A 21,779-nucleotide genomic window follows, 5' to 3' on the forward strand; every position below is an offset into this window, starting at 1 on the left:
ATGGTTGTGTCCTCCAAACGTTTGTTCTTATGTTTTCACAATATAACACGAACGTTTGTTTTGTTCAATAGAAAAGAGAACAAAAGTTCGCAATTTTTTTAGGTATTATTTAGAACTTATGTTTGTACGAACGGAGGTTCTATGCTATAATTTTCCCAAACGTTACTAAATGGGGTTGATACGGTATGTCTAAGATTTCGAGCCGCCAGCAGGCCATTCTTGAATTTATCCGCAATGAAGTGCGTCTAAAGGGATACCCCCCTTCTGTACGCGAAATAGGCGAGGCTGTCGGATTGGCCTCCAGTTCTACGGTTCACGGTCATTTGGATCGCTTAGAGAAAAAAGGACTCATTCGCCGCGATCCTACAAAACCACGGGCTATTGAGTTACTCGGTCAAGACGAATCGGATAACAGCAACTTGATTAATTACTCCATTAGTCGTGTCCCCGTCGTCGGCAAAGTAACCGCTGGTCTTCCTATTACGGCGACAGAAAATATTGAAGATTACTTTCCTCTTCCCCAACACTTTGTTGGTGAGGATAAAATATTCATGTTATCTGTTGTAGGCGAAAGCATGATTGAGGCTGGGATTGCTAACGGAGACTATGTAATCGTACGTCAGCAGCAGACCGCTGATAATGGCGATATTGTTGTAGCTATGACAGATGAAGACGAAGCTACAGTTAAAACCTTCTACAAAGAAAAAGATCATATCCGGCTTCAACCTGAAAATCCAGCCTTTGAACCGCTTCGTCTGACACACGTCAGTATTTTGGGCAAAGTTGTAGGACTCTTCCGGGACTTCCACTGATTTCTCGTTCTTTCTTCCCCGTTATTCTATCCCCTAATACAAAACCGGCTGCCTAGGGCAAGCCGGTTTTGTATTGTTATTATGCTTATTATGTATCTCACAACTATTCTTTCCTTTTAGCAACCTATTCCTATTGTATCTACTATAAAATCAGCCTCATCGTCTCAAATAATCCCCCACTGATCTTGAACAGCTATACTGTTGTGGGCAAAACTAATAGATCTTTCTTTCTTTTAGCTAAATATGGTATATTAATTACTCATAGCTCTGTAGGAGGAATTAAATGAAAAAAATAATAATTTCAGCGTTTGTTATGATATTTATCGTCGTTAGCTGTGCAGTTCCAACAATGGATCATTTATATGCAGAAGAGAAATCACACATAACAACCTACGATCGTATTCAGTACATACAAATACTCATCCATTTCAGGTATTTAGAAAAGCAACTTGAAGCTGTAATTTCCGAAAGAAATAATTACCCAGAGGCCAGCCAAGAATATAAACAGCTCTCAGAACAACTGAATCATATTCTTGCCCAAGAGGCGTACTACGAAAAAAAACTTAACACCCTTAATAGTAAATAATTTTCATACAAACTGCATATTATCTTTATTCTACACATTAGACTCATGCCGACCTGCCTGTAAAATCTCCTGCAACGTAAAGTTGAAAAGGCGAAGACAGGTTCGCATGAGTTTTTTTGTTAACCTTTAGGGATATAGGTACTAGCTACTTTTTGCTTCTAATAGATTTATGCTGATACATTACTATCACAATTGACATATATATATAGCAGAACTAAGCAAAGGAGATATGCAGATGATCAGAAATAGAGTTAAAACGTATAAGCATCGCATCGGGAAAAACAGATATCTGGTCGTTAAAGTCTTTCAAGCCGCAGCTGCTAAAACAGGAAGCGGAAATGCACTAGCAACCAATGCCTTGAATATCAAAATTTCCAAGCGTAAGCATAAACGCCACTAAGATTCAACCGCACCTTCATTTCTTGAAGGGAGGTGATATTATGAGCAGAAGACATTGCAGACGTGATTTAAGAAGAAGAAGATTGAACATCCGTTCCAATCAAAGAGCCACTGCGCGTGCAAGAGGTAACGCACTGGCTGTTAATTTGTTTAGCGTAAACGATAGACAACGCAGACGTTAATAATTGTTTCCATGCAAAAAGCGGGAGGAATTCTTCCTGCTTTTTTGTGTTAAATAGCACACCTAACTACTGCTATGAATCATTTAAGCAAGCGGAGGGGGATCTAAAATATCACACATAGTTGAACAGTCGCTACCATTTTACACTTTTTATAAATCTAACAGACAGGAAAACGTGGTTCTCTTTTAGAATAATGTGCATAGAGAAATTAAACCAGGAGGAGACAAGCCATGATAATTAAAATGTCACTTTCAAATATGGGGGATTTTAAGAAGTCAAATGAGAATAACGGCTTTATTGTGTCCGGAAGGATTATACCTAAATACGAGAACAACAATTGGACATATATAGAAGAAAGTTTTCCCGAACCATATTTTAAACAGTATGAGGATGATGACGTCGATATCAGTTATATTAATGAACAAGGAAAATCTATTTTTTTATATTATGATGAGAACGACTGTGTTGGGAAAATTAAACTTTGTACTAATTGGAATGGCTATGCTCTAATTGAGGATATTGCCGTTGCTAAAGACTCGAGACACAAGGGAATCGGAGCAGCCTTATTGAGTAAAGCAACCGAGTGGGCTAAGCAGAATAATCTTGTTGGCCTTATGCTTGAAACACAGGATGTGAATATTTTAGCTTGTCGATTCTATGCTAAAAATAACTTTGTAATCGGCGGAGTTGATACTATGCTATATTCTAACTTTTCCACAGCCCATGAGAAAGCGATTTTTTGGTATTATAAGTTTAAGTATTCAAATTAGCCTATCCTTCTGTAATAAGGCCGAATTTAAAAACAATACCATCTTGTACGCACACTTTGCATTGCTACTTTTCCCGTATCTAGTAAAATCAAACTGATCAGCACACAAAACTCTGCCGACCAATTAAGGTTAGCAGAGCTTTTGATTTATTTTTAGAGTATTCACTTACTTCAAACGTGAGGATGAGATCATTTTCAGCATGTAATCCTTTTTTGCTCTTATCAGGAATCTGAAACTGAACGTTTATATACAATAACAGATAAAATCCCGCTAATTATAATGACCACTGAAAAAATCAATAACATATTGCTATATAAATAAGCAGATGGAAAATTAATGATTGGTATAAATTTTTGATGAATAAGACGTATTGACAATAAGCCTCCTACAACTGAAATCCCCGTTCCTTCTGATAAAAAGCTTATAAAATTAAGCAAGCTCATTCCTGCGCCAGCTTCTTCTTGTTTTAAACTACTTGAAACAATAGTGGATATTACTGTTTTAATAAAAGAAAGACCACCGAAAACAAAGACTAGAATAATAGACATCAGCCAAGGTGTCATTTCAATAAAGAAAGCAGCTACCAAAAAACTGACGGCAAGAAATGCAACGCCGACTGCTAGCACATGTAAGGAACCTTTCTTATCAACAAGTGCTCCTCCAAGAAAACCAAAGAAAATAACACTCATCGTTCCAGGAAAAATAATTCCACTGCCAATCATTGCGGTACTTAAGTGGTGAACGTCTTTCATCATATAAGGGACCATAGAAACAAATCCAGCTACGGTACCAAACATAAGCCCCCCACAAAGGATTCCTATCATAAATGCAGTATTTTCCCCCAATGAAGAATCAACAAAAGGATTGGTTACTTGTCTGATATGTTTTAAAAAGATCAAGAAAAATAGAACACTTATCACCAGAAAAGAAATTCTGTAAGAAGTTGTATACAACATAAACAATACAATACCTAGAGATATAAGCACGATTCCTGCAATGTCAAACGAGCCCTTTGAAATGACTTCCTTTTTCAATAATTTTATCAGGAAGGGAACAGTTACAAACGTTAAAACAGGAAGAAGCAGTAAATAAGACCAATGAATATAATGAGCAATCACCCCACCAATAGCCGGTCCTATCCCTTCACCCATTGCTACGATAGACCCGATGAGGCCATATTGCCTTTCCCCTGTTTTCTTTTGGGATATAGCGAGCAACTACGACCATCACAAGTGAAGGAAATGCAGCTGCACCAATCCCTTGTATAAATCGTCCCAAGATAAGTGTTGGAAAAAAAGTATGTCCCACAAATCCAATTAATGATCCTATGCAATTCACTATGATTCCAAACAGGAGCAACCTTTTAATACCTAACTGATCAGATAACTTTCCGTATATAGCTGTTCCTATAGAAAAACTTAGCATAAAGGCAGTATTCACCCAATTTGTAATGGCTGGTGTCTTATTGAATTCATCAGCAATATCAGGTAAAGAGATATTAAGAACCATTTCATTTAACACACTAAAAAACGAAAGAACACAAAGCCACATTAAAATTTGGTTATAGCTCAAAACGGACTGTGAATAAGGGGTTTTCACTTTTGACCCTCCAGAAATAAGATACATTCAAGACATGAGTGTATCCTTGCTCCATATCATTGGAGGTTTAATACAGCGCCTATTTCCATACGAGAAAATGTAATGATCTTTTGGTCACCATCCCAGCCCCCTATGATTACAATATAGAGCGTATATCGCTCTTGTGGTCCCCTCTTCCAAAACCAGCAGACGCGCCTTTATGTCCATTACACTGCTACCTGTTCTTATCTCCAGTCCTTCATGTTGGACCACGTCATTGCTCAGTAGAATAATTGTACAGTATTGGTAATAGCGTTTTGATATAACAAAGCGTTCAGCTTCTTTATTACCTGTCGTTTTCCGTATACTGTACAGATCAGAACAATGAACGATAAAAGCGGATACAACTATTGTGCAACAATAGCGGAATTAGACGGTTGCCAAAGTGACAGATGTTTATGATGGTGTACGTGAAGCCAAGGAGAAGAATATGGGGGCGATATTCCTGTGCCAGTAGGATAAGACAAGAACCTAATTAAGCGTACAATCGCAGCACGTTAGATACATTTAAACTAATCAGGAAATTATCCAAGTAGGAGGGAATAACCATGGCATTTGAAGGTTATAGAGAAGACAAGCGAGGACAATGGTTTGACTGGCCATTCCCCTTGTCGGTATCAATACTGTATGTGGATGCGGATGTAGATGAAACAGAAACGAAATGGTACCTCATTATCGAACAAGAAAAACATTTGATCCGAATTAGGGATGAAAAGCAAATTGAACTGCTTCATCACTGCATGTATGGAATTTTGTTAAATGACGAGAATATCAACTGGATTATTGATAAAAATGGCGGTAGATTTACCTATCACGACAGTGTGCAAGATTTCATCAAATTCCAGAAAGAATACCTGGATATATTTTAAAAACCGTGAACAATTAAAAGCTCTGCCGACCAATTAAGGTAACAGAGCTTTTCGATTTATTTAGAGTATTCACTTACTTAAATACACTTTTGGAATCAAGCCGACTTTAGAGCAGTGGAAAAGGCTACGATCCGGCGTGGATCAATCGTTTTCAAGCGGTTTGCCGACCGTTAATAGCAGTTTCACAGTCTTAACTTTCACACGCTAGGTACTAACTTCTCCATATGTATTAGTTGTGATTTCGTACTGGCAAGGTCATTATTGTGAGTTATTGGTACTTTTTGGGCAATTAGTTAAAGCTAAAGCTCACGTATCGTCACAATACATGTATGGGCTTTAGCTAGATTTTTTAGAACCCCCACCGTTGTCGTGAAATTCACTATTCTGTACCGTTACGTCGGAAAATCCTTTTATATGGAGCCCTATATTTGTATTTTTAATCTCTATGTTCTTTCTCAAAGAGTACCTTATCGTTCACATAGCTACTACCTTCCAACAGAATACCATAATTTGTAATTCTAACATAATTTGTAACTTTATCAGGCTCGGTTGTTGCTACACCATGCACTGTTAAATTTTTAATAATTACATTCAATGCCCGGTTTGAATTGTTCGAAGTTAAAGCTCCATTATCCCTAGTTAGCATCAATTTGCAGCACTGTAGCCTCCTTACCTACTGTGGTAAAAGTAACATTACTCTTTAGATATATTGGTTTTTTGATGCTTCAATTACATTTGTTTACTTCAACCTTCATCCTACCATCTCTTTGAGAATTTTATCTAACAGAAGCCTGATAAGCCAGCAGTGGTCTTGACTCGCTACTGAAAAGATAAAATGAAATACAATAAGCGCAAAACTATTATGGCAGGAATCCACCAAGTATTTGCCGAAAGAGAAGCGAATACGGTGGCTATTGCCAAATAGCTTATGCGCTCGATGGGCTCAACTATTGAATATCCATGAGTGAAGTGATATTTTCCAACAGTTCTTTTTACAAACTAAACCCAAAGTGATTTAGTGATGATAACTAAGAGAATAAAGAGCACTAAAATTGCCGCTGTAGAAGTCCATACACCGCCGCCACCTGTATTTTCATAGGCACCCATGTCTTTTAACCTCCTTTATTTGTCGTTACCTTAATATATGTTTAAATACGTTCTATGATAGGGCATGCAGGTAAATAAAAATAACACTAGACTATAAGCTGCTTTCGGTATTCTTTCGGAGGCAACTTATTTAACTTTCGTTGTGATCGACTTTGATTATAAAATCGAATATAGTAGCCAGTTATGTGAGTCCTTCATTACTTGTAATTAAAGGAGATGGGAAGATATCTTTCGAATACATCGCTTTAAACATCAATATATCGGTCTATATATCCTGTCCGTATCTGTATCAATCACGAAACCAACCTCTGTGTCATCTTCAAAACGTAATCGATCAAAATTATGAAGTCGACAAAATATATCAGGTAAATCTCTAATATTAAGACTCAGCATTTTTGCTTGTATATACTTTTGATATAGTTCTTCTTGTGTGCATAGGGGACCAGTAATCAAATTCTGGAAAAAGAAACCTTCAATTTTAATAATCATAATATCACCACTGGTGGTAACCATTCTTTATAAATTTAAAATACTTACATAACAATAGCTCAACTAAAGCGCATGTTAAGTTAACCTTTGTGAACAAGTTAAAGCTCCCTTGCTATCACATTTACTTATGATAGCTTCTATTTTTCCATTAATTCATTAAATATATCTCTATCTTTGGAAGTAAAGTCAGAAATCAGTTTCTTTTGTTCGTATGTGTTGGTACTTGAATCCAATTTAATGAAGCTATTTTCACCAACCACATATACGATATTTTTTTCTATTTTATAAGACAGAACGTTATCAATCACTGAATTAGGAGCTTCAATTTGATGAGTGTATAGTATTGGAGGATCACCCGATCCTCCTCCCCTGTAAATCTGAAAAGTCCCATCTCCAAAAAACTCTAACGTATCTTTGCCATATGGGTACTTCCTTATCGTATCGTCTCCAGAATTCGCTAGAAAAATTATAGTAGTAGTTATAACTAGTAGAGAGATCAAGATGTAAATCTTGTATCTGCGTTTCATCTGCAATTCACACCTCACTTCCAAGCCTTTTTTGTATCAGTTACTGTAACATAAGATGTATACTCATTGAGTGTTCCCCATGATTCCATTAAATTTGTTAGATTGGCCGCAGCCCAACCGAGTTTGTTGTCCCCAGTAAACATTTGTTTAAAATTATATTCAAAATTATATTTATCATAATATATTGTAGTAATTTCCCATTGTCCTTTTACATATGTTCCATCTATTTTGTACTTCATTTTGTGAAAAGCGTTATACAAATCTCTGTCACTTTCAATTGCAATAGACCCATCACTTGAAAAACTTTTAACTTTTTTGTCGTTAGCTTTTTGTACTGCTTTATCAATTACATACATATTATGTTCTTTGGATTTTTTAATTTGCTGCGCCTCATACGACCACTCGTTAAAGTGTAAATGTCCTGGTTTGTAATCAAGTGAATGTTGAAGTAAATTGGCTGTGATGTCTCCGTACTTCTTTCGAGCTATAGGAACAGCTACTAATGTAAATGCTTTACGATCAGGATAATGTATTACAGTATCTGTCGAATCTTTTACCTTCTCTACGCCTCGTACCCAAGTCTTTTCTAGTTCTACCATAGGATTTTCAAACGGAAAAGTAATATTTCCTGCATACACTAACATATTCTTACTATATGCACCTTCCAGTACTTTTTGCGAGACATCAGACTGATCCTTTTCTCTTGTTTCCTTAGGTTCTAACTGAGGACTGTATTGAATTTTTCCCAATTGATCTTCTTTTTGTTTTAGAACGAGTTCAAACTCAAGGATCTCTTTGCTGGTATCAATCTGTTCTTGATACTTTACTACATAAGCGTGTGTAAACGTAATATCTCGGATTGTGTTTTCATTTCTAACGATTTGGATATTACATTTGCGATAGTAATCCTCACTATCAGGTTTATATTCTGTATTTGCCCATGTATACAGCATGTTGGAATTATCCGCATTGTCTATAACTGAAGGAAGCGAATGAAGCGGAATTTTGCTTCGAATATGTAGCGAATGAGCCAAGTTTGGAGACTTAGCTGAAAGGTTTATGGAACTATTATTTTTATAAGTAAAGCCAGTGATCTCACCTTTTACAAACTCAATTGGCTCACCACCGGATTTGTATTCTATTCTTAATGAAATGCTCATTGAGATAATCTCATCTATTAATTTAGTCTATTTTTGTAGGGAAAATTTAAGAAAATTCATTTCCAAGTATTAATATATACAGAAAATATTAAGTAGTAAACATATTTTTAACTTGGTAAAGGGCGTAAAAAAGACCTGCTAGCAATTCGCCAACAGGGAAAGAAAATATCTTAGTAATTGTAAGTGTTACTTAAAACCATATTCTAATATTTTCCATTAATGGTTATGTACGTTTCTGTTGTTACCCCAACTAAAACTTTAAGAAAATCCCTCTGAGCTAAAGCTACTGGTTTCCATCCATAGTTTACATTTTGATCAAATGTTGAGCCATTATCTGGCTCCTTGTTGTTCTATAGCTTGTTTGGAGAAAAAAATTTTAAAGAAGATCATCATCCGTTATTCTAATGAAGTCTATCCCTATTAATCCATAAAGCAGTAAAAACCTGCGCCAACCAATGAAGGTTAGCAGAGATTTAAATTTATTTAGAGTATTCACTTACTTCAAATGTTAGAATACGATCATACAGCATGTAGTTCTTACGGCTACTGAATGGGCATTTGTTGTTGTCGTGCTTATCGACGGTATATGAAGCCGATCCAAAACCAGCTTGCTTGCTTTCATACTATGAGATAACGTCATTGACCTCTTTCATACTTAGGCCAAACTCTTTTTCCAAACCGGGGGTTGTTCTCGATACACAAAAAAACATTACTACCTGGAGCCAAGATGAGAAAAAAGAATTCTCATTTAGCAATGAAACGAAATATAAAAAATACCGTTTGAATATAGGGTCATAAACAACACGAGCTCCTGTTTGAATATCGACATATTTTTCAACTGCTCGCATACCGGATGCTTTGCCTTCAAGCAGATTGTCAATCATAAGAGTAGTAATTCCATCTTTAATAGCTTCTTCAATGGCATGTTTAGTTAAGTTTGTTATAACATTTCTTGTTGTGGTTTGAACAGCAACAGAACTACCTCTTTTGAAAAGTTGTTGTATTGTAAACTTAATTATATGACCAATTGATGCTGGTTGAGCTGCAAAGGGAGTAATGTGATTTTGATCAAATTCAGATTGAACGCCAGACTGATTTTCCTTGTATTCTTCATACACTTTATCCAATTGTCTGTCATATTCCTCAGTAACTTCTTCAGACTGATGAGTGATTTCTTCAGCTGAAGCTGAAGTTACAGTCAAACCAAAAATATTAAATAATAAAATAACGGATAAAATTGCGGAAAAATACTTAGCTATTCTCTTCAAGTTAGCACCTCTATGTTTTATTTTCAACAAGTATGGTTGGCCAACAACTTGAATTATTATACAATTATGTTCTTTTTTACACTTGAAAATCTAACATATTTTTGAACTTCATTTATTGAATTTAATTGTAGAAATACACAAAACACCCCACCATGGTATGCCAGTAGGGTATCACCGATTCTTTCGGATTGCACAACGCTGCTTCCGTATGTGTTGTAGTGATTATGCATTGGTTAGTGATTTTTCATATCATTAAATTTCCATCCAAATCCATCTTAGCAAACGGAAACAGAATTAATTCTTAATTTTTTCGGTAACTATTATGCTATTTTCAGGACGATCAGCCCATAGATATAGTTTGCCAACTTTTTCAACACCTTGACCTGCTCCATATGTAGGGGGTTTTATCCGCTCAATAAATCTAAACTCTTTACCATTAAAGTGGTAATGATCCAATCCTTGCGCATAATTTTCTCCATATTTATTCGAGCCATGTAGGTTAGCGTATAACTCATCCCCATCAAAAAAAATGCCTTGATAACCACCATCATTTCCAAAGTTCTCCGATAAGGGGTATGATCTTATTAGATTAAAATCTTTATTAAATTGTCTGATCTCATTTAAGTCATGGTAAACTATCCAGTATGTATTATTAAATTTTGCTAAAGACTCTGCTGTGCCATACCCTATATTGAACTCATCTACTTGTTTTAAATTAGGCAAGCTATACTTTACTATCCTGCTAATACGTTCTTCTGTTGATGGCCCCGAATTAAAATTATATACCGTTGCATAAAGGTAACCATCTATTATGTAACAATCTCCAAAAGACATAAAAAGCCCTCTTTGATCTGTTTCTGTATAAGCTTTCGTTTTCTCAGTTACAAAAACACCGTTCATTGTATAAACAGATATTGTATTGGAAAGTTTGAAGTTCTCATCACGATCAGATGTAAGGTAAATGTGTGTCCCGTCAGAAGCGACACCTTGCCATGCTCTAAAATTTTTTTCAATCTTTAATACTCTCATTCCTTGGTGAAAATCACCACCTGTTAAACTAATTGTGCCTGTTGGAGAATCATATAACCCTAAGATAATCACTATGATACTTAGTATATTGAACACCATCTTATTCAACCCGCCTTTAAACTTCAATTAACAATGATAATATCGTAAAGTAATATGCAAATAATTCAATTTTCCTAATAAATACATTTTTAGGCACCCTGCCAGCACACACCAGCAGGGTACTGGTTTTATCCTTTTATTCCGTGGTCATAGGCGTTTCTACAGCTTCTACCGGCGCTAAAATAAGCTCGGGTTCAGACTGCACCTGAGTAGGAACAACAGCGACCACATCCGCTGTAGCCTGAGCTAAGAAATCATTAAGCTTTGCAGCCAGAACAGATACAGCCTCCTTAGCTGCGGCCTGTACTGCATCCTCGTTTGGCTGTTCTTCAGTAGCTAGTACCGCTTTTGTCTTGGCCTTGTACTCAAGATATGCCTTCTCAATCGCAGACCTTAACTCTGCTTGAGATACTACAATGCCTTGACTGGAAAGAGTAAGTGAAGCATACTGTAAAGCCTCCTGAAGCTTACGTTCTCCTCCAGCTTCTTTAAATGCTGTTTGAGCAAAAGCAAACCCCTCTCCAGCAATTTTATGGATTACTTCCCTCTGTGCCGCCGTGGTACGCGCTTCTAGCCACACGTTAACCTTAGTTTTGAGTTTTCAGACCTCCTAAAATAAACGCTGTAAGCACACCCGCAGCGGCTGTGACAATGGTATTTACGTAAGGCTGTACAGTTTCGATAATTGTTTGCATGATTACTCTTCCCCTTTCGTTTTCAACGATGCGATTTTATTCTTTGAATCCCAAGACACTACCGCTCCATAAGCATCAGCAATTGGTCTGAGTTGGACATACGCTGTACCCTTTACAAGTTGGACAGTTTGCAGCTTGGATCCACTTAAATAGGCTTCCTTGCTGGTATTGTCCCAACGAAAAGACAAGCCCAAGGCATTTGCCAAAGACCGTAGCGGTACATAGGTTCTGGAGGCATATAGAAGGGCTTTCCCCCGCTTCTTTACCGTTTACGCGGAATGTGCCGGATGTACGGATTCTGTCTCTTGGCCAGGGACAATAACGCCAAATCGATTTGCGCAGCTCGTCCGTTGTTCCATCAAATTCGTTCAGGTCCACGTTTCCTTTTATCCCGGATACCTTGCCACTATCGCTGTATTGCCAAATATCCCAACGTTTCCACGTCACTGTATCGCTCGGTACGCGCGTTTCACTGTAACGGGCTATTCATAGTGGGTAGCCACCTAATGAAGCATTAAAATTAGCTGCGAATGCATTGCCCGTATAGATAATGGGCTTACGTCCTGTAATCCGCTCCAGCTCGATCAGGAAGGCCAACGCCACAGCATTAATAAGCGTTTTGGACAGCTTGCCGGGGTTGTTTTCATAATCCATCACCGCAGGAAAGTCCAGCGCTTTTGCACCGTCTACCTGATCCACCACATCAGCAAAATGTCGCGCTTCCCGCTTTGACCAGGTTCCAATCAATATTGCCTTGATAGCGAGATACGTCGTTCCCTGCGCGTTACCTTTTTTTGCTTATCTGCATTTTCCCCGTCACCTTCCTTTCTCCGCTTTTACTCTTTAAAACTTCCACAGCCTGCCGAATGATCGACGGGACTGGCGCACCAAGCCTGCCGCCATTTTCAACAATCGAAAGCAGCTCATTTGCCATATAAAAATAGGCGACCGCATCCCGGAAAAGGTGCGAATCGCCTAAGACTCCATTGATTAGATGAGATACAGCAACTATTGTAAAAATAAATACCTCTCGAGCGATACCGATAAGACCAATCTTGCTTTTTAAGCCGGGTCCGGTTCCCTTCTTACCTTCTGCGCCAGCAGCAAATAGTCCAGTCACATAATCAATAATGACCAGAGCAAGTAACACCCCCAATACTCCCGACCACCTGCCGTAAAAATACGTTACCGCGCTACTACCTAAAGTGGCACTAAATTTAAAAATCTCCCACTCATCCAACATTCTTTCCCCCGTCTCTCTGTTCAGGAAACTTTTCCTTGGCTATCATCGTTTGGTTTCTGATCTTTTTCTTCTTGGGCCTGTATCTTTGCTAATGCATTTCCTATTGCTATATCCAATCCTTTAAGTATTTTTCTTTCCGGCGTGCTGGTTGTGAAGCAATGGCAGCAGAAATAACCTCAGTCAATTCTTCAACCGGCCTGGTCAGATCTAGTTGTATATCCAATGTGGATTTTATTTTTGCCACGGGTTTCGTCACCTCCTCAAGATGCAAAATAAGCCCCTGAGTTATCAGAGGTTTTTATACTTATATCTTAAATTGGTTCTGCTACTATAACGCTACGAATTTTAAAAACCTATATGTTATTAAGCTAATACGAACGAGCTGAATAGTTAAATAACAGTAATCAATCAATCTAAAGAGCATGTCGAACTACGCGAAGCTTCAGCCTAACAGGACTAGCAGGTTGTAGTTAAATTACTATTGTGATAAACTGAATGTAATTTGATGATGGGAGTTGAACGGATACATGTAGAACTTTCTTGCTTTGAGATCACGAAAAGAACGGACTCAGCGATCGGCTGTGGTCGTTTTATTCATCTCTGCAAGAAAGGTCTGCGTTTCGTTTGCGCTCCCTCTCCGGACAGTCATACGGCCCCTTGGAATGGGGCCGTATTTCCTCGTATGGATTAGAGTCGCAAGATAGCACCTTTCTTGCGGTTCTTTTTTATTTCCAAACGAAAGGATGACTACCATGCCCGCCATTCAGGTAACCAATCTTACTTTTGCCTATCCAGGCAGCTATGACCCCATATTCGAAAATGTTCATTTTCAAATTGATACAGACTGGAAGTTGGGCTTTACGGGGCGAAACGGTCGGGGGAAAACGACGTTCTTAAACCTGTTGCAGGAGAAATACGAATACAGCGGTACGATCTCCACACCAGTCGCCTTTGATTATTTTCCGTTTCCCGTCGAGCACCCGGAGTATTTGACCTTAGACGTCGTCGAAGAGATCGTGCCAAGCTATGAGAGCTGGAAGTTGATGCGCGAACTGAACCTACTTAAGGTTTCAGAAGACGTGTTGTACAGGCCATTCGAATCGCTGTCCCAAGGAGAACAGACGAAGGTATTTCTGGCCGTGCTATTCATCCAAGACAATCGATTTCTGCTCATCGACGAACCGACCAATCATCTCGACTTGCACGCACGCAAGCTTGTCGCCGATTATCTGAATACGAAGCGCGGTTTTATTCTTGTTTCACACGACCGGGCTTTTCTCGACCGCTGCGTGGATCATATTCTATCGATCAACAAAACGAATATCGAAATCCAAAAAGGCAACTTCTCCAGTTGGTGGACGAACAAAACTCGCCAAGATACGTTCGAAATGGCACAAAACGAAAAGCTGTACAAAGACATACAGCGTTTATCTGCTTCTGCTAAACGTACTAGCGGCTGGTCTTTCGAGACCGAAAAATCGAAAAACGGCACACGAAACTCCGGCTCCAAGCTTGACAAGGGATACGTCGGGCATAAGGCAGCGAAAATGATGAAACGCTCGAAATCCATCGAACAGCGGCAACACGCCGCTTTAGAGGAAAAATCGAAATTGCTCCGAAATATCGAACAGTCAGAAAGCCTTGCGATCTCTCAGCTCGTGTATCCCAAATCGGAACTGGCTATGCTGGATCACGTCACGATTTACTACGGGGAAAGAGCGGTTTGCAAGAACATTTGTCTGACGATCGAACCAGGAGATCGGATTGCAATTTCAGGTCCAAATGGTTCAGGTAAGTCTAGCTTGCTCCGCCTGCTGAACGATGAGACGCTACATTATACAGGTACGTTTCAACGGGAGCCTCAGCTTCGCGTTTCCTATGTATCCCAGAATACTTCTCATCTGCGAGGAACGCTTTCCGATTATGCAGCAGAGCACAGAATTGACGAAAGCTTATTTAAGGCCGTGTTACGTAAGCTAGATTTCGCCCGCATCCAGTTTGAGAAGGATATATCGGCGTTTAGCGGCGGGCAGAAGAAGAAGGTTCTAATCGCGAGAAGCCTATGTGAGGAGGCTCATCTGCATATTTGGGACGAACCGCTCAACTTTATCGACGTGATTTCCCGGATGCAAATTGAGGAGCTGTTGCTTGAGTACACGCCGACCATTGTATTCGTGGAACATGATCGGGAATTTCATGACCGTGTCGCCACGAAAACGATTGAACTCGGTGGAGATTAGAATTTTACAAAGTGACTTGGAGTAAGACATGATTTAAACGGCAGAAAGCTTTACACAACAACTTTTATGAAAAGGGAAGCGATTGAACTTAAGGGACACGAGAGTTCAATAGAACATCGGCAGTCTAGGATTTTATTTTATTTTCTTATCCATGGCTGCCGATTCTTTCTATTGGGGGCATTCTAATAGTTATTTCACTAAGACTGAGAGCTATATTATTCTACAGCGGGTTTTGCTTCCATAATATCGTCTCCCCTTATAAAAGAGTAAAAACCTCTCCAAACTGAAGCGACCCCTGTCAAGTGGACAGCTATCAAAAAGCAATATTTAAGTGCTCTGCCTCCCTCACGGTAGCCAACGAAAAATGACATCTGGCAAGAATGTCTTTAAATGGTGATTTCCGGAGGACTTTTTTGTGCTTTAAATAACTTCGCAAGTGCTCCTCTTATGAGCCAGATGCTTCATTTGATTTTAATTCATTCTTTGCAACATGTATTAGAGCAGCCAACGATGTGAAAATCCACTTTTCCCGATGCCAGAGCATTTGCGCAGAAAATGATATATCCGGTAAATTCTATGGTAAAGCAACCAAATTTGTTCTCTGTGAAAGTCATCAACAATCAATGAGGAACGAGATGCCAGCAGATGATCTGGAGATACCACCATTCGAAATGACTCATCTTTTAAAAACTCTGAATGAAGGTCTTTGGCTACAACGAATCCATCCAATACAAAAACGACATCCGCAAGCCCTTCTCTTAGACTGTGTCTATACCGGCCAACAATTTTTGCCGTATGCCACTAAAAAAGCTTCTACTATTGTAAACATAGTTGAAATAAATTGATATAAAAACATCTTTTGGAAGGTGTGTACATATAAATCGTGGAATAGCAACATATTACAGTTAACCGCTATCTAGAAGGGAACTGTATTGCTATGGTTGACAAGTTAAAAAAATGGCTGTTTAAGCAGCCTTCACGATCTAAAAATGGCACGAGCTCTGAACCAGTTAATGATAAAAAATCGACTGAGTTATCCAAGGAACTGAGTGGCACGCTTAAGGACAACGTGACCTTGCTGAAGCAGGAAATAGGACATAGCACGGATTTCATTCTTCGTTGTTTGAACGATAAACAGGGCAATCCGGTTCTCGCTGTAGGTTTTCTTCAAGGCCTGATTGATCAGCAAATTTTAACGACACTGCTGGAGGAACTTACTGCAGGTATTCGAAATGGGGATCTCTCCGATCGTAATGTTGAAAGTTGGTTGATGGATCGTATTCCTATTGGGGGCATCACTTGCCTTAAAAATGAGAAAGCACTTATCCATGCCGTTCTTTATGGACAGGTGGTTCTCCTTGTCGAAGGCAGCACCAAGGCCTTTGCTGCTTCTATGAGCGGGGGGGCTAAAAGAGCGGTTGAGGAGCCAACATCGCAGACAGTAATTCGCGGTCCTAAAGAGGGGTTTACAGAGGATATATCCACCAATATCGCACTCCTCCGGAGAAGGATCAAATCAACTGAACTCCACTTTGATTCTCGAATTATCGGATCATACACGCAGACGAAGGTATCGGTGGCATATATTCGAGGCATTGCAGATCCAGAGGTGGTTAAGGAAATCTCCAGACGATTAGATTCCATTAACACGGACAGTATTCTCGAAAGTGGATATATCGAGGAATTTATTCAAGATGGGGTATGGACCCCCTTTCCAACCATATATAACACTGAGCGCCCGGATACTGTAGCAGGCAGCTTGCTTGAGGGGTTAGTAGCGATATTGGTTGATGGGACTCCATTTGTATTGATTGCTCCTGTAACCTTTTTTCGGTTCATCGCATCCAGTGAAGACTACTACCAACGTTATGATCTGGCATCTTTTCTTCGAATCGTTCGAATGGCATCCTTTTTCTTGGCATTACTATTACCCTCATTCTTTATTGCAACAACAACGTTTCACCAGGAAATGCTGCCTACAACAATGCTCATCACTTTGGCTGCGCAGAGAGAGAATACACCATTGCCAGCCCTGCTTGAAGCAATGCTAATGGAGCTGACCTTTGAGGTTATTCGCGAAGCAGGAGTACGAATGCCGCGCGCCGTAGGGCCTGCAATCTCTATCGTTGGGGCATTGGTTCTTGGACAAGCTGCTGTACAGGCGGGATTGGTTTCTGCAGCTATGGTGATTGTGGTTTCATTCACAGCTATCTGCAACTTTGTACTACCTGCGATCAATATGGCGGGGGCTGTTCGTTTGCTCAGATTTGGACTCATGCTGTTAGCGGGTTTATTTGGATTATACGGCGTTTTGGCCGGCTTGGTTCCCATCCTCGTTCGATTAGTATCTGTGAATTCGTTCGGCGTTCCTTATATGATGCCGCTCGCACCTTTCTATACGAGCAATATGAAAGACCTGTTTGTGCGTGTACCTTGGTGGAAGATGAAGAAACGGCCGAAAATGATTGGGGATGTCAATCCAGTAAGACAGGCAACGGAACAGGAATCATTTGCAGAACAAGCGGGGGAACACAGCCGAGATCCCATGGCGTAAGGAGGAACCGATATGTCCCAATTAGGCAGATTTATTTTGGCCTTGGTCATATTATTCATTTTGGCGGGTTGCTGGAACCGAGTCGAACTGAATGAGCTGTGGGTAACTGCGGCTACAGGAGTAGATATGATGGACGACGGACAGTGGATGATGTCCTATCAGATTATTATTCCCTCCGCCCTTGCAAGTGGTACCGGAGGAGGAACGGGAGGGTCTTCTCAACCGGCATCCCATGTATTCTCAGTAAAGTCCAAAACCTATAATCAGGCGTTATCGTACAGCAATTTAAAAACATCAAGACAAATCTACATAGCACATAATCGTGTTGTATTTATCGGTAAGAGAGCGGCTGAGAAAGGAATGGACCGTTTAATTGATTTTTATCTTCGTAATACGGAAGCAAGGGAGATGGTAACTATGATTGTAACGGACGGCTTAGCATCCGATCTATTAAAGAAATTACTGCCGCCTGAAAAACTTCAAGGCGTCGCCATGGCTGAATTAGTCGACAAAGAGAGTGATATTTTATCGGTGTTTCCGAAAGTTAGGGTTTATGATTTCGTATTAAGCATGAACTCGGATTCCAAATCTATTGGAGTACCGGTCGCCGAGTTGACCGGAGAAGGGGACTATCAGGATGTGAAGGAAGCAGAGAGTCTGGATGTCTTCAAAAAAACCTCGGCCCCGCTCAAACTGGCATTGACTAAATTGGCGGTATTCCAAAAAGGAAAGCTCAAAGGGTTTCTCAACAAGGAAGAGAGTCTGGGTGTATCTTATCTGTCTCAAAAGATTAACAACAGCGAAATTTCGTTCCCATGCAGCAAACAGCCCGGTAGGGAAATGTACTCTTCCATACTAGTAAACTCTGCTAATGTAAAGCTTACACCCAGAAAAACCAGTTCTCATTACACTATGCAGGTTGGAGTGAAAATTAATGGGGCTTTAAATGAAACTACATGCACTAAGGATATTTCCAAGACGAAGACCATACATGATCTGGAAGAAGAGATTGCAAAAGAAGTGACCAGTACGATAAATAAGGGCTGGGCTAAACTTCAGGAACTTGGTGTAGACGCAACTGGTTTTGCTGACCGGATTCACCGGAGGTTCCCAAGGGAGTGGGGGACGGTGAAAAAAGACTGGGATCAGGAATTCAAGAAAATAGAACTGGACATTCGAGTGGATGCACGGATTCAGCGTCCTGGCCTCCTACAGAAGCATATCGGAAGTCAAACCTAACCCATTTTGTATAAAGGGGCTTAAAAAGTATGAATAAAACCGTCACCAGGGTATCCGGGTTAGCTATCGCTTTTTCCTTGTTTCAGGTTGGCAGTACAACCTTATTCCTCTTGGGAGCTACAGCCAAGCAGGATGCATGGCTAGCCATGCTGATCGGCGCACTTGTAGGCTTCGTCTTGCTAATCATGTATTTATACATGCATAAACTTGATCCACATCGAGATTTGTACGAGCTCCTATGCCATTATTGGGGAAAATGGATAGGTAGTCTGGGTGGTCTTCTGTTCATCAGTTACTTTGCTTATGAAGCTTCCAGGAGTGTCAGGGACATTGGTGAGCTCGGCGCATTGACATTACTTAACAGAACTCCTACCGAAGTTATTACGTTTATAGCGTTAATTGTCTGTGCCGATGTAGTGTGGTTTGGACCGAGGGTCTGGTTCCTTCTATGTCATATCTTCCTTCTTCTATTGGTTTTTGGTTATGGCATTTTATTATTGCTTACTCCTTTTACAGGACTCATTCACTTTGAATTTTTGTTTCCTGTATTGGAGAATGGTCTAACTCCCGTAGTGAAGGCTGCCATTCCCGAGATCGTGTCTTTTCCCTTCGGGCAGACGGTTCTTTTTCTTGTGCTGTTCAAGATTGTTACGGATAAACGTAAATTACAGCGGTCAATCGTCATTGTTTACTGGATCACTGCTGTGTTCCTTATTGTAATGAATGAACTAACAATCCTGGTTTTAGGTCCGGAATGGGCAGCATCAAGCACCTATCCCTTATTTGAGGTTACACAACTAATTCAGCTACCGAAGATCGTTGAGAGAGCTGATGTCCTGTTTTCGATGATTCTATTTATTGGAATCGGAGTCAAAACGGCTGGTTTTATGTTTGGTGCCGTCATTGGGCTTCAAACGATAACCCCCTTTAGATATAAGCCTGCTTTACTGTTGCTAAGTATCATCATATACGCCCTTACGTTTCTCTCCTCTAGGTTAACCGAATTTTTGTGGTTCGGTCTTCATGTAGCCTTGGTTCGAGTTTGGCCTATCTTTCAGATTGCTCTGCCTGTCCTCCTTTTCCTGACCATGCTAATTCGGAAGAAAAAGAGAAGGACTTATAGTTAGCTATAGCCTTCTCAACACTGTCTAATTTCTTCTTTGTCTTAGCCACATTGGATTCTCTAATGACTAATGTTGAAGAACATACTGATGTTTTCGACAATTTGTCAGCAATCTTTAGCTTCATGATTCGATTGCCTTTGCTGTTTTACTATGCTATGCCTTTACGCTTACCACTATGGCATTTTCAGAAAGAGAATTTCCATTTACCTTGAAGGTGTCTTGGTTTATCTCACCAATGGGTCATATCCCCTAGAGCCCCAAGGGGTTTCACTATTTAGTAAAGTACAGATATTGATCACATTCCCACTGGTGAACTTGTGTGCGATACAGATACAAGCAACTCCAGCAAATCTCCATTAGTGTGATTTTGTAACTTAGTCAGGTCAATTATGTACGCCCGCTGATGCTTTTTTGACAGCCAGTTAAAAATTCCCCACTGATTGGTGTTACTTGGAACTGTCGCCCTACCAATGTCCATCTTTGACGCTAACCGATGCCGGATGGACTACATTCGCAAACTACTATAAATACAGAATAACGTCTGACTTATCCAGATTTACTATTGATCTTCGTGCGAATAAATTTCTTTTTTAAATGCCACAACAAAAAGAAGGTAGGAAAAGTTTCCTAACCTTCTTAGCATTCATATTTCAATGTTTGAATAATATCATTGTTTTTTTTACAATGTTACTGCGGATTTACCATTTTAACTTTAAAGATAGGCTTTGGAGTAGTGATAGTGTTTAATGGATCTTATTCCTGCCACTACATTCTCTTGCCATGCTATACAATCCCTCCCCCATAAATTCGTCTGCTTACTATAAGTGAATTAGACAAACTGACGATATGAAATCGTACAGTCTTTTCTAAAGCGGCTACATATAATGTTCTATATATCATTAAAAATGGCTTAAACGGTCAACTTTAATATAGTAAGAGTAGTATTGGTAAAGTTATGAAGTTGGGCTGGGGTTGCATTTGCATTTACCAATTGAATAGTTGTAGGAACGACCCCTACAGTAATAATGACTTCTGCCGAAATTGGTCCGCCACCGTTACCCGTGAAGGGAACAGGAGTAACAGGGATTCCATTTACGGTAAGGTTAAAGGCAGCATCACCTTGGTTATGAATTGTAAAATCTATTAGATAGCTTCCCGTTTCGTTGATTGTTATCGTTGTAGATGGAGGAGTGAAAGTAAATGCACCACCAACATTAGCCAAAACTCCAGTAAAGGTAATTGGTGAGTTACCCGGAACTGTGTCCGTTCCCGTACCAGGATCTGCTCGGAAGACACTTAAGAAGTCTGATATCCCGCCGCCTGCTGGCCCTGCTGCCCCCGTTGCTCCTGCGGGTCCTACCGCTCCTGCCGGTCCCACTGGTCCTGCTGGCCCCACTGCTCCTGCTGGCCCTACTGCTCCTGCGGGTCCTGTTGGTCCGGGAATTCCTTGAAAACCTTGTAGCCCTTGCTGGCCTTGAGCACCTGGAACTCCCTGTGGACCCGGCAGTCCCTGCGCTCCCTGCGGTCCCTGAGGTCCTTGAGGTCCTCGGATCCCTTTAACAATAACTTTCGGTAAAACTTTGACTTTTTTAACTACACATCTTCTAAATTTTCTCCGATGCATTTTCTTTTGCCAATAATAATGTCTAAACATAATTAATGATCACCTCCGAAGTCTAGTCAAAGTAGCTTATTGTGCAATTAACCAAAAAGATTGGGCTGTTGACTTGATCTTGGGAAAATAGGCAT

At 39.9% G+C, this 21,779-nt stretch carries 20 protein-coding genes and 3 pseudogenes; 10 read left to right on the forward strand and 13 right to left on the reverse strand.

The features are described 5' to 3' along the window. The first annotated feature begins 185 nt into the window (after positions 1–185). From lexA to MKY16_RS12960, 5 genes are all read left to right on the forward strand, one after another. Positions 186–812 (forward strand): transcriptional repressor LexA, encoded by a 627-nt coding sequence (gene lexA / locus MKY16_RS12940; protein ID WP_013310545.1) that lies wholly within the window; start codon positions 186–188, stop codon positions 810–812. Positions 813–1,095: 283 nt separating this feature from the next. Further along, positions 1,096–1,398, forward strand: coding sequence for a hypothetical protein (locus MKY16_RS12945; protein WP_029517411.1), 303 nt, complete (start codon positions 1,096–1,098; stop codon positions 1,396–1,398). A 235-nt stretch (positions 1,399–1,633) separates the two neighbouring features. After that, positions 1,634–1,798, forward strand: coding sequence for a hypothetical protein (locus tag MKY16_RS12950; RefSeq protein WP_013310546.1), 165 nt, complete (start codon positions 1,634–1,636; stop codon positions 1,796–1,798). 40 nt (positions 1,799–1,838) lie between these two features. Further along, entirely contained in the window at positions 1,839–1,979 is a 141-nt protein-coding gene (locus MKY16_RS12955) for a hypothetical protein (RefSeq protein ID WP_165146693.1), read from the forward strand. Between the two features lie 230 nt (positions 1,980–2,209). Continuing rightward, a complete protein-coding gene (locus MKY16_RS12960) occupies positions 2,210–2,749 on the forward strand; it encodes a GNAT family N-acetyltransferase (protein ID WP_340932366.1) in 540 nt (179 codons plus the stop codon). 221 nt (positions 2,750–2,970) lie between these two features. Here the strand turns inward: MKY16_RS12960 and tet are convergent. Beyond that, positions 2,971–4,348: pseudogene (gene tet / locus MKY16_RS12965) on the reverse strand (Tet(L)/Tet(K)/Tet(45) family tetracycline efflux MFS transporter). 587 nt (positions 4,349–4,935) lie between these two features. Here tet and MKY16_RS12970 point away from each other — a divergent pair. Beyond that, positions 4,936–5,256 (forward strand): hypothetical protein, encoded by a 321-nt coding sequence (locus tag MKY16_RS12970; RefSeq protein WP_029517409.1) that lies wholly within the window; start codon positions 4,936–4,938, stop codon positions 5,254–5,256. A gap of 999 nt (positions 5,257–6,255) precedes the next feature. Here the strand turns inward: MKY16_RS12970 and MKY16_RS12975 are convergent. From MKY16_RS12975 to MKY16_RS13015, 11 genes and pseudogenes are all read right to left on the reverse strand, one after another. Further along, positions 6,256–6,363 carry a sporulation protein YjcZ gene (locus MKY16_RS12975; protein WP_080658622.1) on the reverse strand — a complete coding sequence of 36 codons (108 nt, stop codon included), beginning with the start codon at positions 6,361–6,363 and terminating at the stop codon, positions 6,256–6,258. A gap of 86 nt (positions 6,364–6,449) precedes the next feature. Continuing rightward, positions 6,450–6,548: an IS3 family transposase gene (locus MKY16_RS26135; protein WP_416145682.1), complete on the reverse strand. Its 99-nt coding sequence runs from the start codon at positions 6,546–6,548 to the stop codon at positions 6,450–6,452. Between the two features lie 441 nt (positions 6,549–6,989). Continuing rightward, on the reverse strand, positions 6,990–7,379 hold the full coding sequence (locus MKY16_RS12980) for a hypothetical protein (RefSeq protein WP_029517406.1): 390 nt from the start codon (positions 7,377–7,379) through the stop codon (positions 6,990–6,992). 14 nt (positions 7,380–7,393) lie between these two features. Beyond that, the gene (locus tag MKY16_RS12985) at positions 7,394–8,539 is read right to left on the reverse strand and encodes a hypothetical protein (protein WP_340955627.1); all 1,146 of its coding nucleotides are present in this window, start codon (positions 8,537–8,539) and stop codon (positions 7,394–7,396) included. Positions 8,540–9,018: 479 nt separating this feature from the next. Beyond that, positions 9,019–9,225, reverse strand: a pseudogene (locus MKY16_RS12990) (fibronectin type III domain-containing protein); the annotation flags it as partial. Positions 9,226–10,101: 876 nt separating this feature from the next. After that, positions 10,102–10,935 (reverse strand): hypothetical protein, encoded by an 834-nt coding sequence (locus MKY16_RS12995; RefSeq protein ID WP_340955628.1) that lies wholly within the window; start codon positions 10,933–10,935, stop codon positions 10,102–10,104. Between the two features lie 136 nt (positions 10,936–11,071). Further along, a complete protein-coding gene (locus MKY16_RS13000) occupies positions 11,072–11,515 on the reverse strand; it encodes a phage holin, LLH family (protein ID WP_340955630.1) in 444 nt (147 codons plus the stop codon). 117 nt (positions 11,516–11,632) lie between these two features. Continuing rightward, positions 11,633–11,836 (reverse strand): stalk domain-containing protein, encoded by a 204-nt coding sequence (locus MKY16_RS26140; protein ID WP_445744865.1) that lies wholly within the window; start codon positions 11,834–11,836, stop codon positions 11,633–11,635. A gap of 124 nt (positions 11,837–11,960) precedes the next feature. Continuing rightward, a pseudogene (locus tag MKY16_RS13005) lies at positions 11,961–12,362 on the reverse strand (glycoside hydrolase family 25 protein); the annotation flags it as partial. Positions 12,363–12,414: 52 nt separating this feature from the next. After that, positions 12,415–12,873, reverse strand: coding sequence for a phage holin family protein (locus tag MKY16_RS13010; RefSeq protein ID WP_340955632.1), 459 nt, complete (start codon positions 12,871–12,873; stop codon positions 12,415–12,417). 106 nt (positions 12,874–12,979) lie between these two features. Further along, positions 12,980–13,117: a hypothetical protein gene (locus MKY16_RS13015; protein WP_340955634.1), complete on the reverse strand. Its 138-nt coding sequence runs from the start codon at positions 13,115–13,117 to the stop codon at positions 12,980–12,982. Between the two features lie 508 nt (positions 13,118–13,625). On the opposite strand from MKY16_RS13015, the gene abc-f reads away from it, so the two are divergent. The 4 genes from abc-f (at position 13,626) to MKY16_RS13035 (ending at position 20,033) form a co-directional block, all read left to right on the forward strand. After that, positions 13,626–15,113 (forward strand): ribosomal protection-like ABC-F family protein, encoded by a 1,488-nt coding sequence (gene abc-f / locus MKY16_RS13020; RefSeq protein ID WP_340955635.1) that lies wholly within the window; start codon positions 13,626–13,628, stop codon positions 15,111–15,113. A 937-nt stretch (positions 15,114–16,050) separates the two neighbouring features. Further along, positions 16,051–17,667 (forward strand): spore germination protein, encoded by a 1,617-nt coding sequence (locus MKY16_RS13025; RefSeq protein WP_029517851.1) that lies wholly within the window; start codon positions 16,051–16,053, stop codon positions 17,665–17,667. Between the two features lie 12 nt (positions 17,668–17,679). Further along, positions 17,680–18,906 carry a Ger(x)C family spore germination protein gene (locus MKY16_RS13030; protein ID WP_340955637.1) on the forward strand — a complete coding sequence of 409 codons (1,227 nt, stop codon included), beginning with the start codon at positions 17,680–17,682 and terminating at the stop codon, positions 18,904–18,906. Positions 18,907–18,935: 29 nt separating this feature from the next. Further along, positions 18,936–20,033, forward strand: a complete 1,098-nt coding sequence (locus tag MKY16_RS13035; protein WP_340955639.1) for a GerAB/ArcD/ProY family transporter — start codon at positions 18,936–18,938, stop codon at positions 20,031–20,033. Positions 20,034–20,940: 907 nt separating this feature from the next. On the opposite strand, the gene MKY16_RS13040 is transcribed toward MKY16_RS13035, so the two are convergent. Next, entirely contained in the window at positions 20,941–21,684 is a 744-nt protein-coding gene (locus tag MKY16_RS13040; RefSeq protein WP_340955641.1) for a BclA C-terminal domain-containing protein, read from the reverse strand. Positions 21,685–21,779 lie beyond the last annotated feature (95 nt).

Source organism: Paenibacillus sp. FSL L8-0641 (assembly GCF_038006265.1).
Taxonomy (GTDB): Bacteria; Bacillota; Bacilli; order Paenibacillales; family Paenibacillaceae; genus Paenibacillus; species Paenibacillus polymyxa_D.

What these genes read in the sequence shown, in the direction of transcription:
- MKY16_RS12975 (WP_080658622.1), bottom strand. Translation starts at nt 6,363, where the DNA reads ATGGGTGCCTATGAAAATACAGGTGGCGGCGGTGTATGGACTTCTACA.
- MKY16_RS13025 (WP_029517851.1), top strand. Translation starts at nt 16,051, where the DNA reads ATGGTTGACAAGTTAAAAAAATGGCTGTTTAAGCAGCCTTCACGATCT.
- MKY16_RS12970 (WP_029517409.1), top strand. Translation starts at nt 4,936, where the DNA reads ATGGCATTTGAAGGTTATAGAGAAGACAAGCGAGGACAATGGTTTGAC.
- MKY16_RS13010 (WP_340955632.1), bottom strand. Translation starts at nt 12,873, where the DNA reads ATGTTGGATGAGTGGGAGATTTTTAAATTTAGTGCCACTTTAGGTAGT.
- MKY16_RS12960 (WP_340932366.1), top strand. Translation starts at nt 2,210, where the DNA reads ATGATAATTAAAATGTCACTTTCAAATATGGGGGATTTTAAGAAGTCA.
- MKY16_RS12955 (WP_165146693.1), top strand. Translation starts at nt 1,839, where the DNA reads ATGAGCAGAAGACATTGCAGACGTGATTTAAGAAGAAGAAGATTGAAC.
- abc-f (WP_340955635.1), top strand. Translation starts at nt 13,626, where the DNA reads ATGCCCGCCATTCAGGTAACCAATCTTACTTTTGCCTATCCAGGCAGC.
- MKY16_RS13035 (WP_340955639.1), top strand. Translation starts at nt 18,936, where the DNA reads ATGAATAAAACCGTCACCAGGGTATCCGGGTTAGCTATCGCTTTTTCC.
- MKY16_RS12995 (WP_340955628.1), bottom strand. Translation starts at nt 10,935, where the DNA reads ATGGTGTTCAATATACTAAGTATCATAGTGATTATCTTAGGGTTATAT.
- MKY16_RS13030 (WP_340955637.1), top strand. Translation starts at nt 17,680, where the DNA reads ATGTCCCAATTAGGCAGATTTATTTTGGCCTTGGTCATATTATTCATT.
- lexA (WP_013310545.1), top strand. Translation starts at nt 186, where the DNA reads ATGTCTAAGATTTCGAGCCGCCAGCAGGCCATTCTTGAATTTATCCGC.
- MKY16_RS12945 (WP_029517411.1), top strand. Translation starts at nt 1,096, where the DNA reads ATGAAAAAAATAATAATTTCAGCGTTTGTTATGATATTTATCGTCGTT.
- MKY16_RS12985 (WP_340955627.1), bottom strand. Translation starts at nt 8,539, where the DNA reads ATGAGCATTTCATTAAGAATAGAATACAAATCCGGTGGTGAGCCAATT.
- MKY16_RS12950 (WP_013310546.1), top strand. Translation starts at nt 1,634, where the DNA reads ATGATCAGAAATAGAGTTAAAACGTATAAGCATCGCATCGGGAAAAAC.
- MKY16_RS12980 (WP_029517406.1), bottom strand. Translation starts at nt 7,379, where the DNA reads ATGAAACGCAGATACAAGATTTACATCTTGATCTCTCTACTAGTTATA.
- MKY16_RS13040 (WP_340955641.1), bottom strand. Translation starts at nt 21,684, where the DNA reads ATGTTTAGACATTATTATTGGCAAAAGAAAATGCATCGGAGAAAATTT.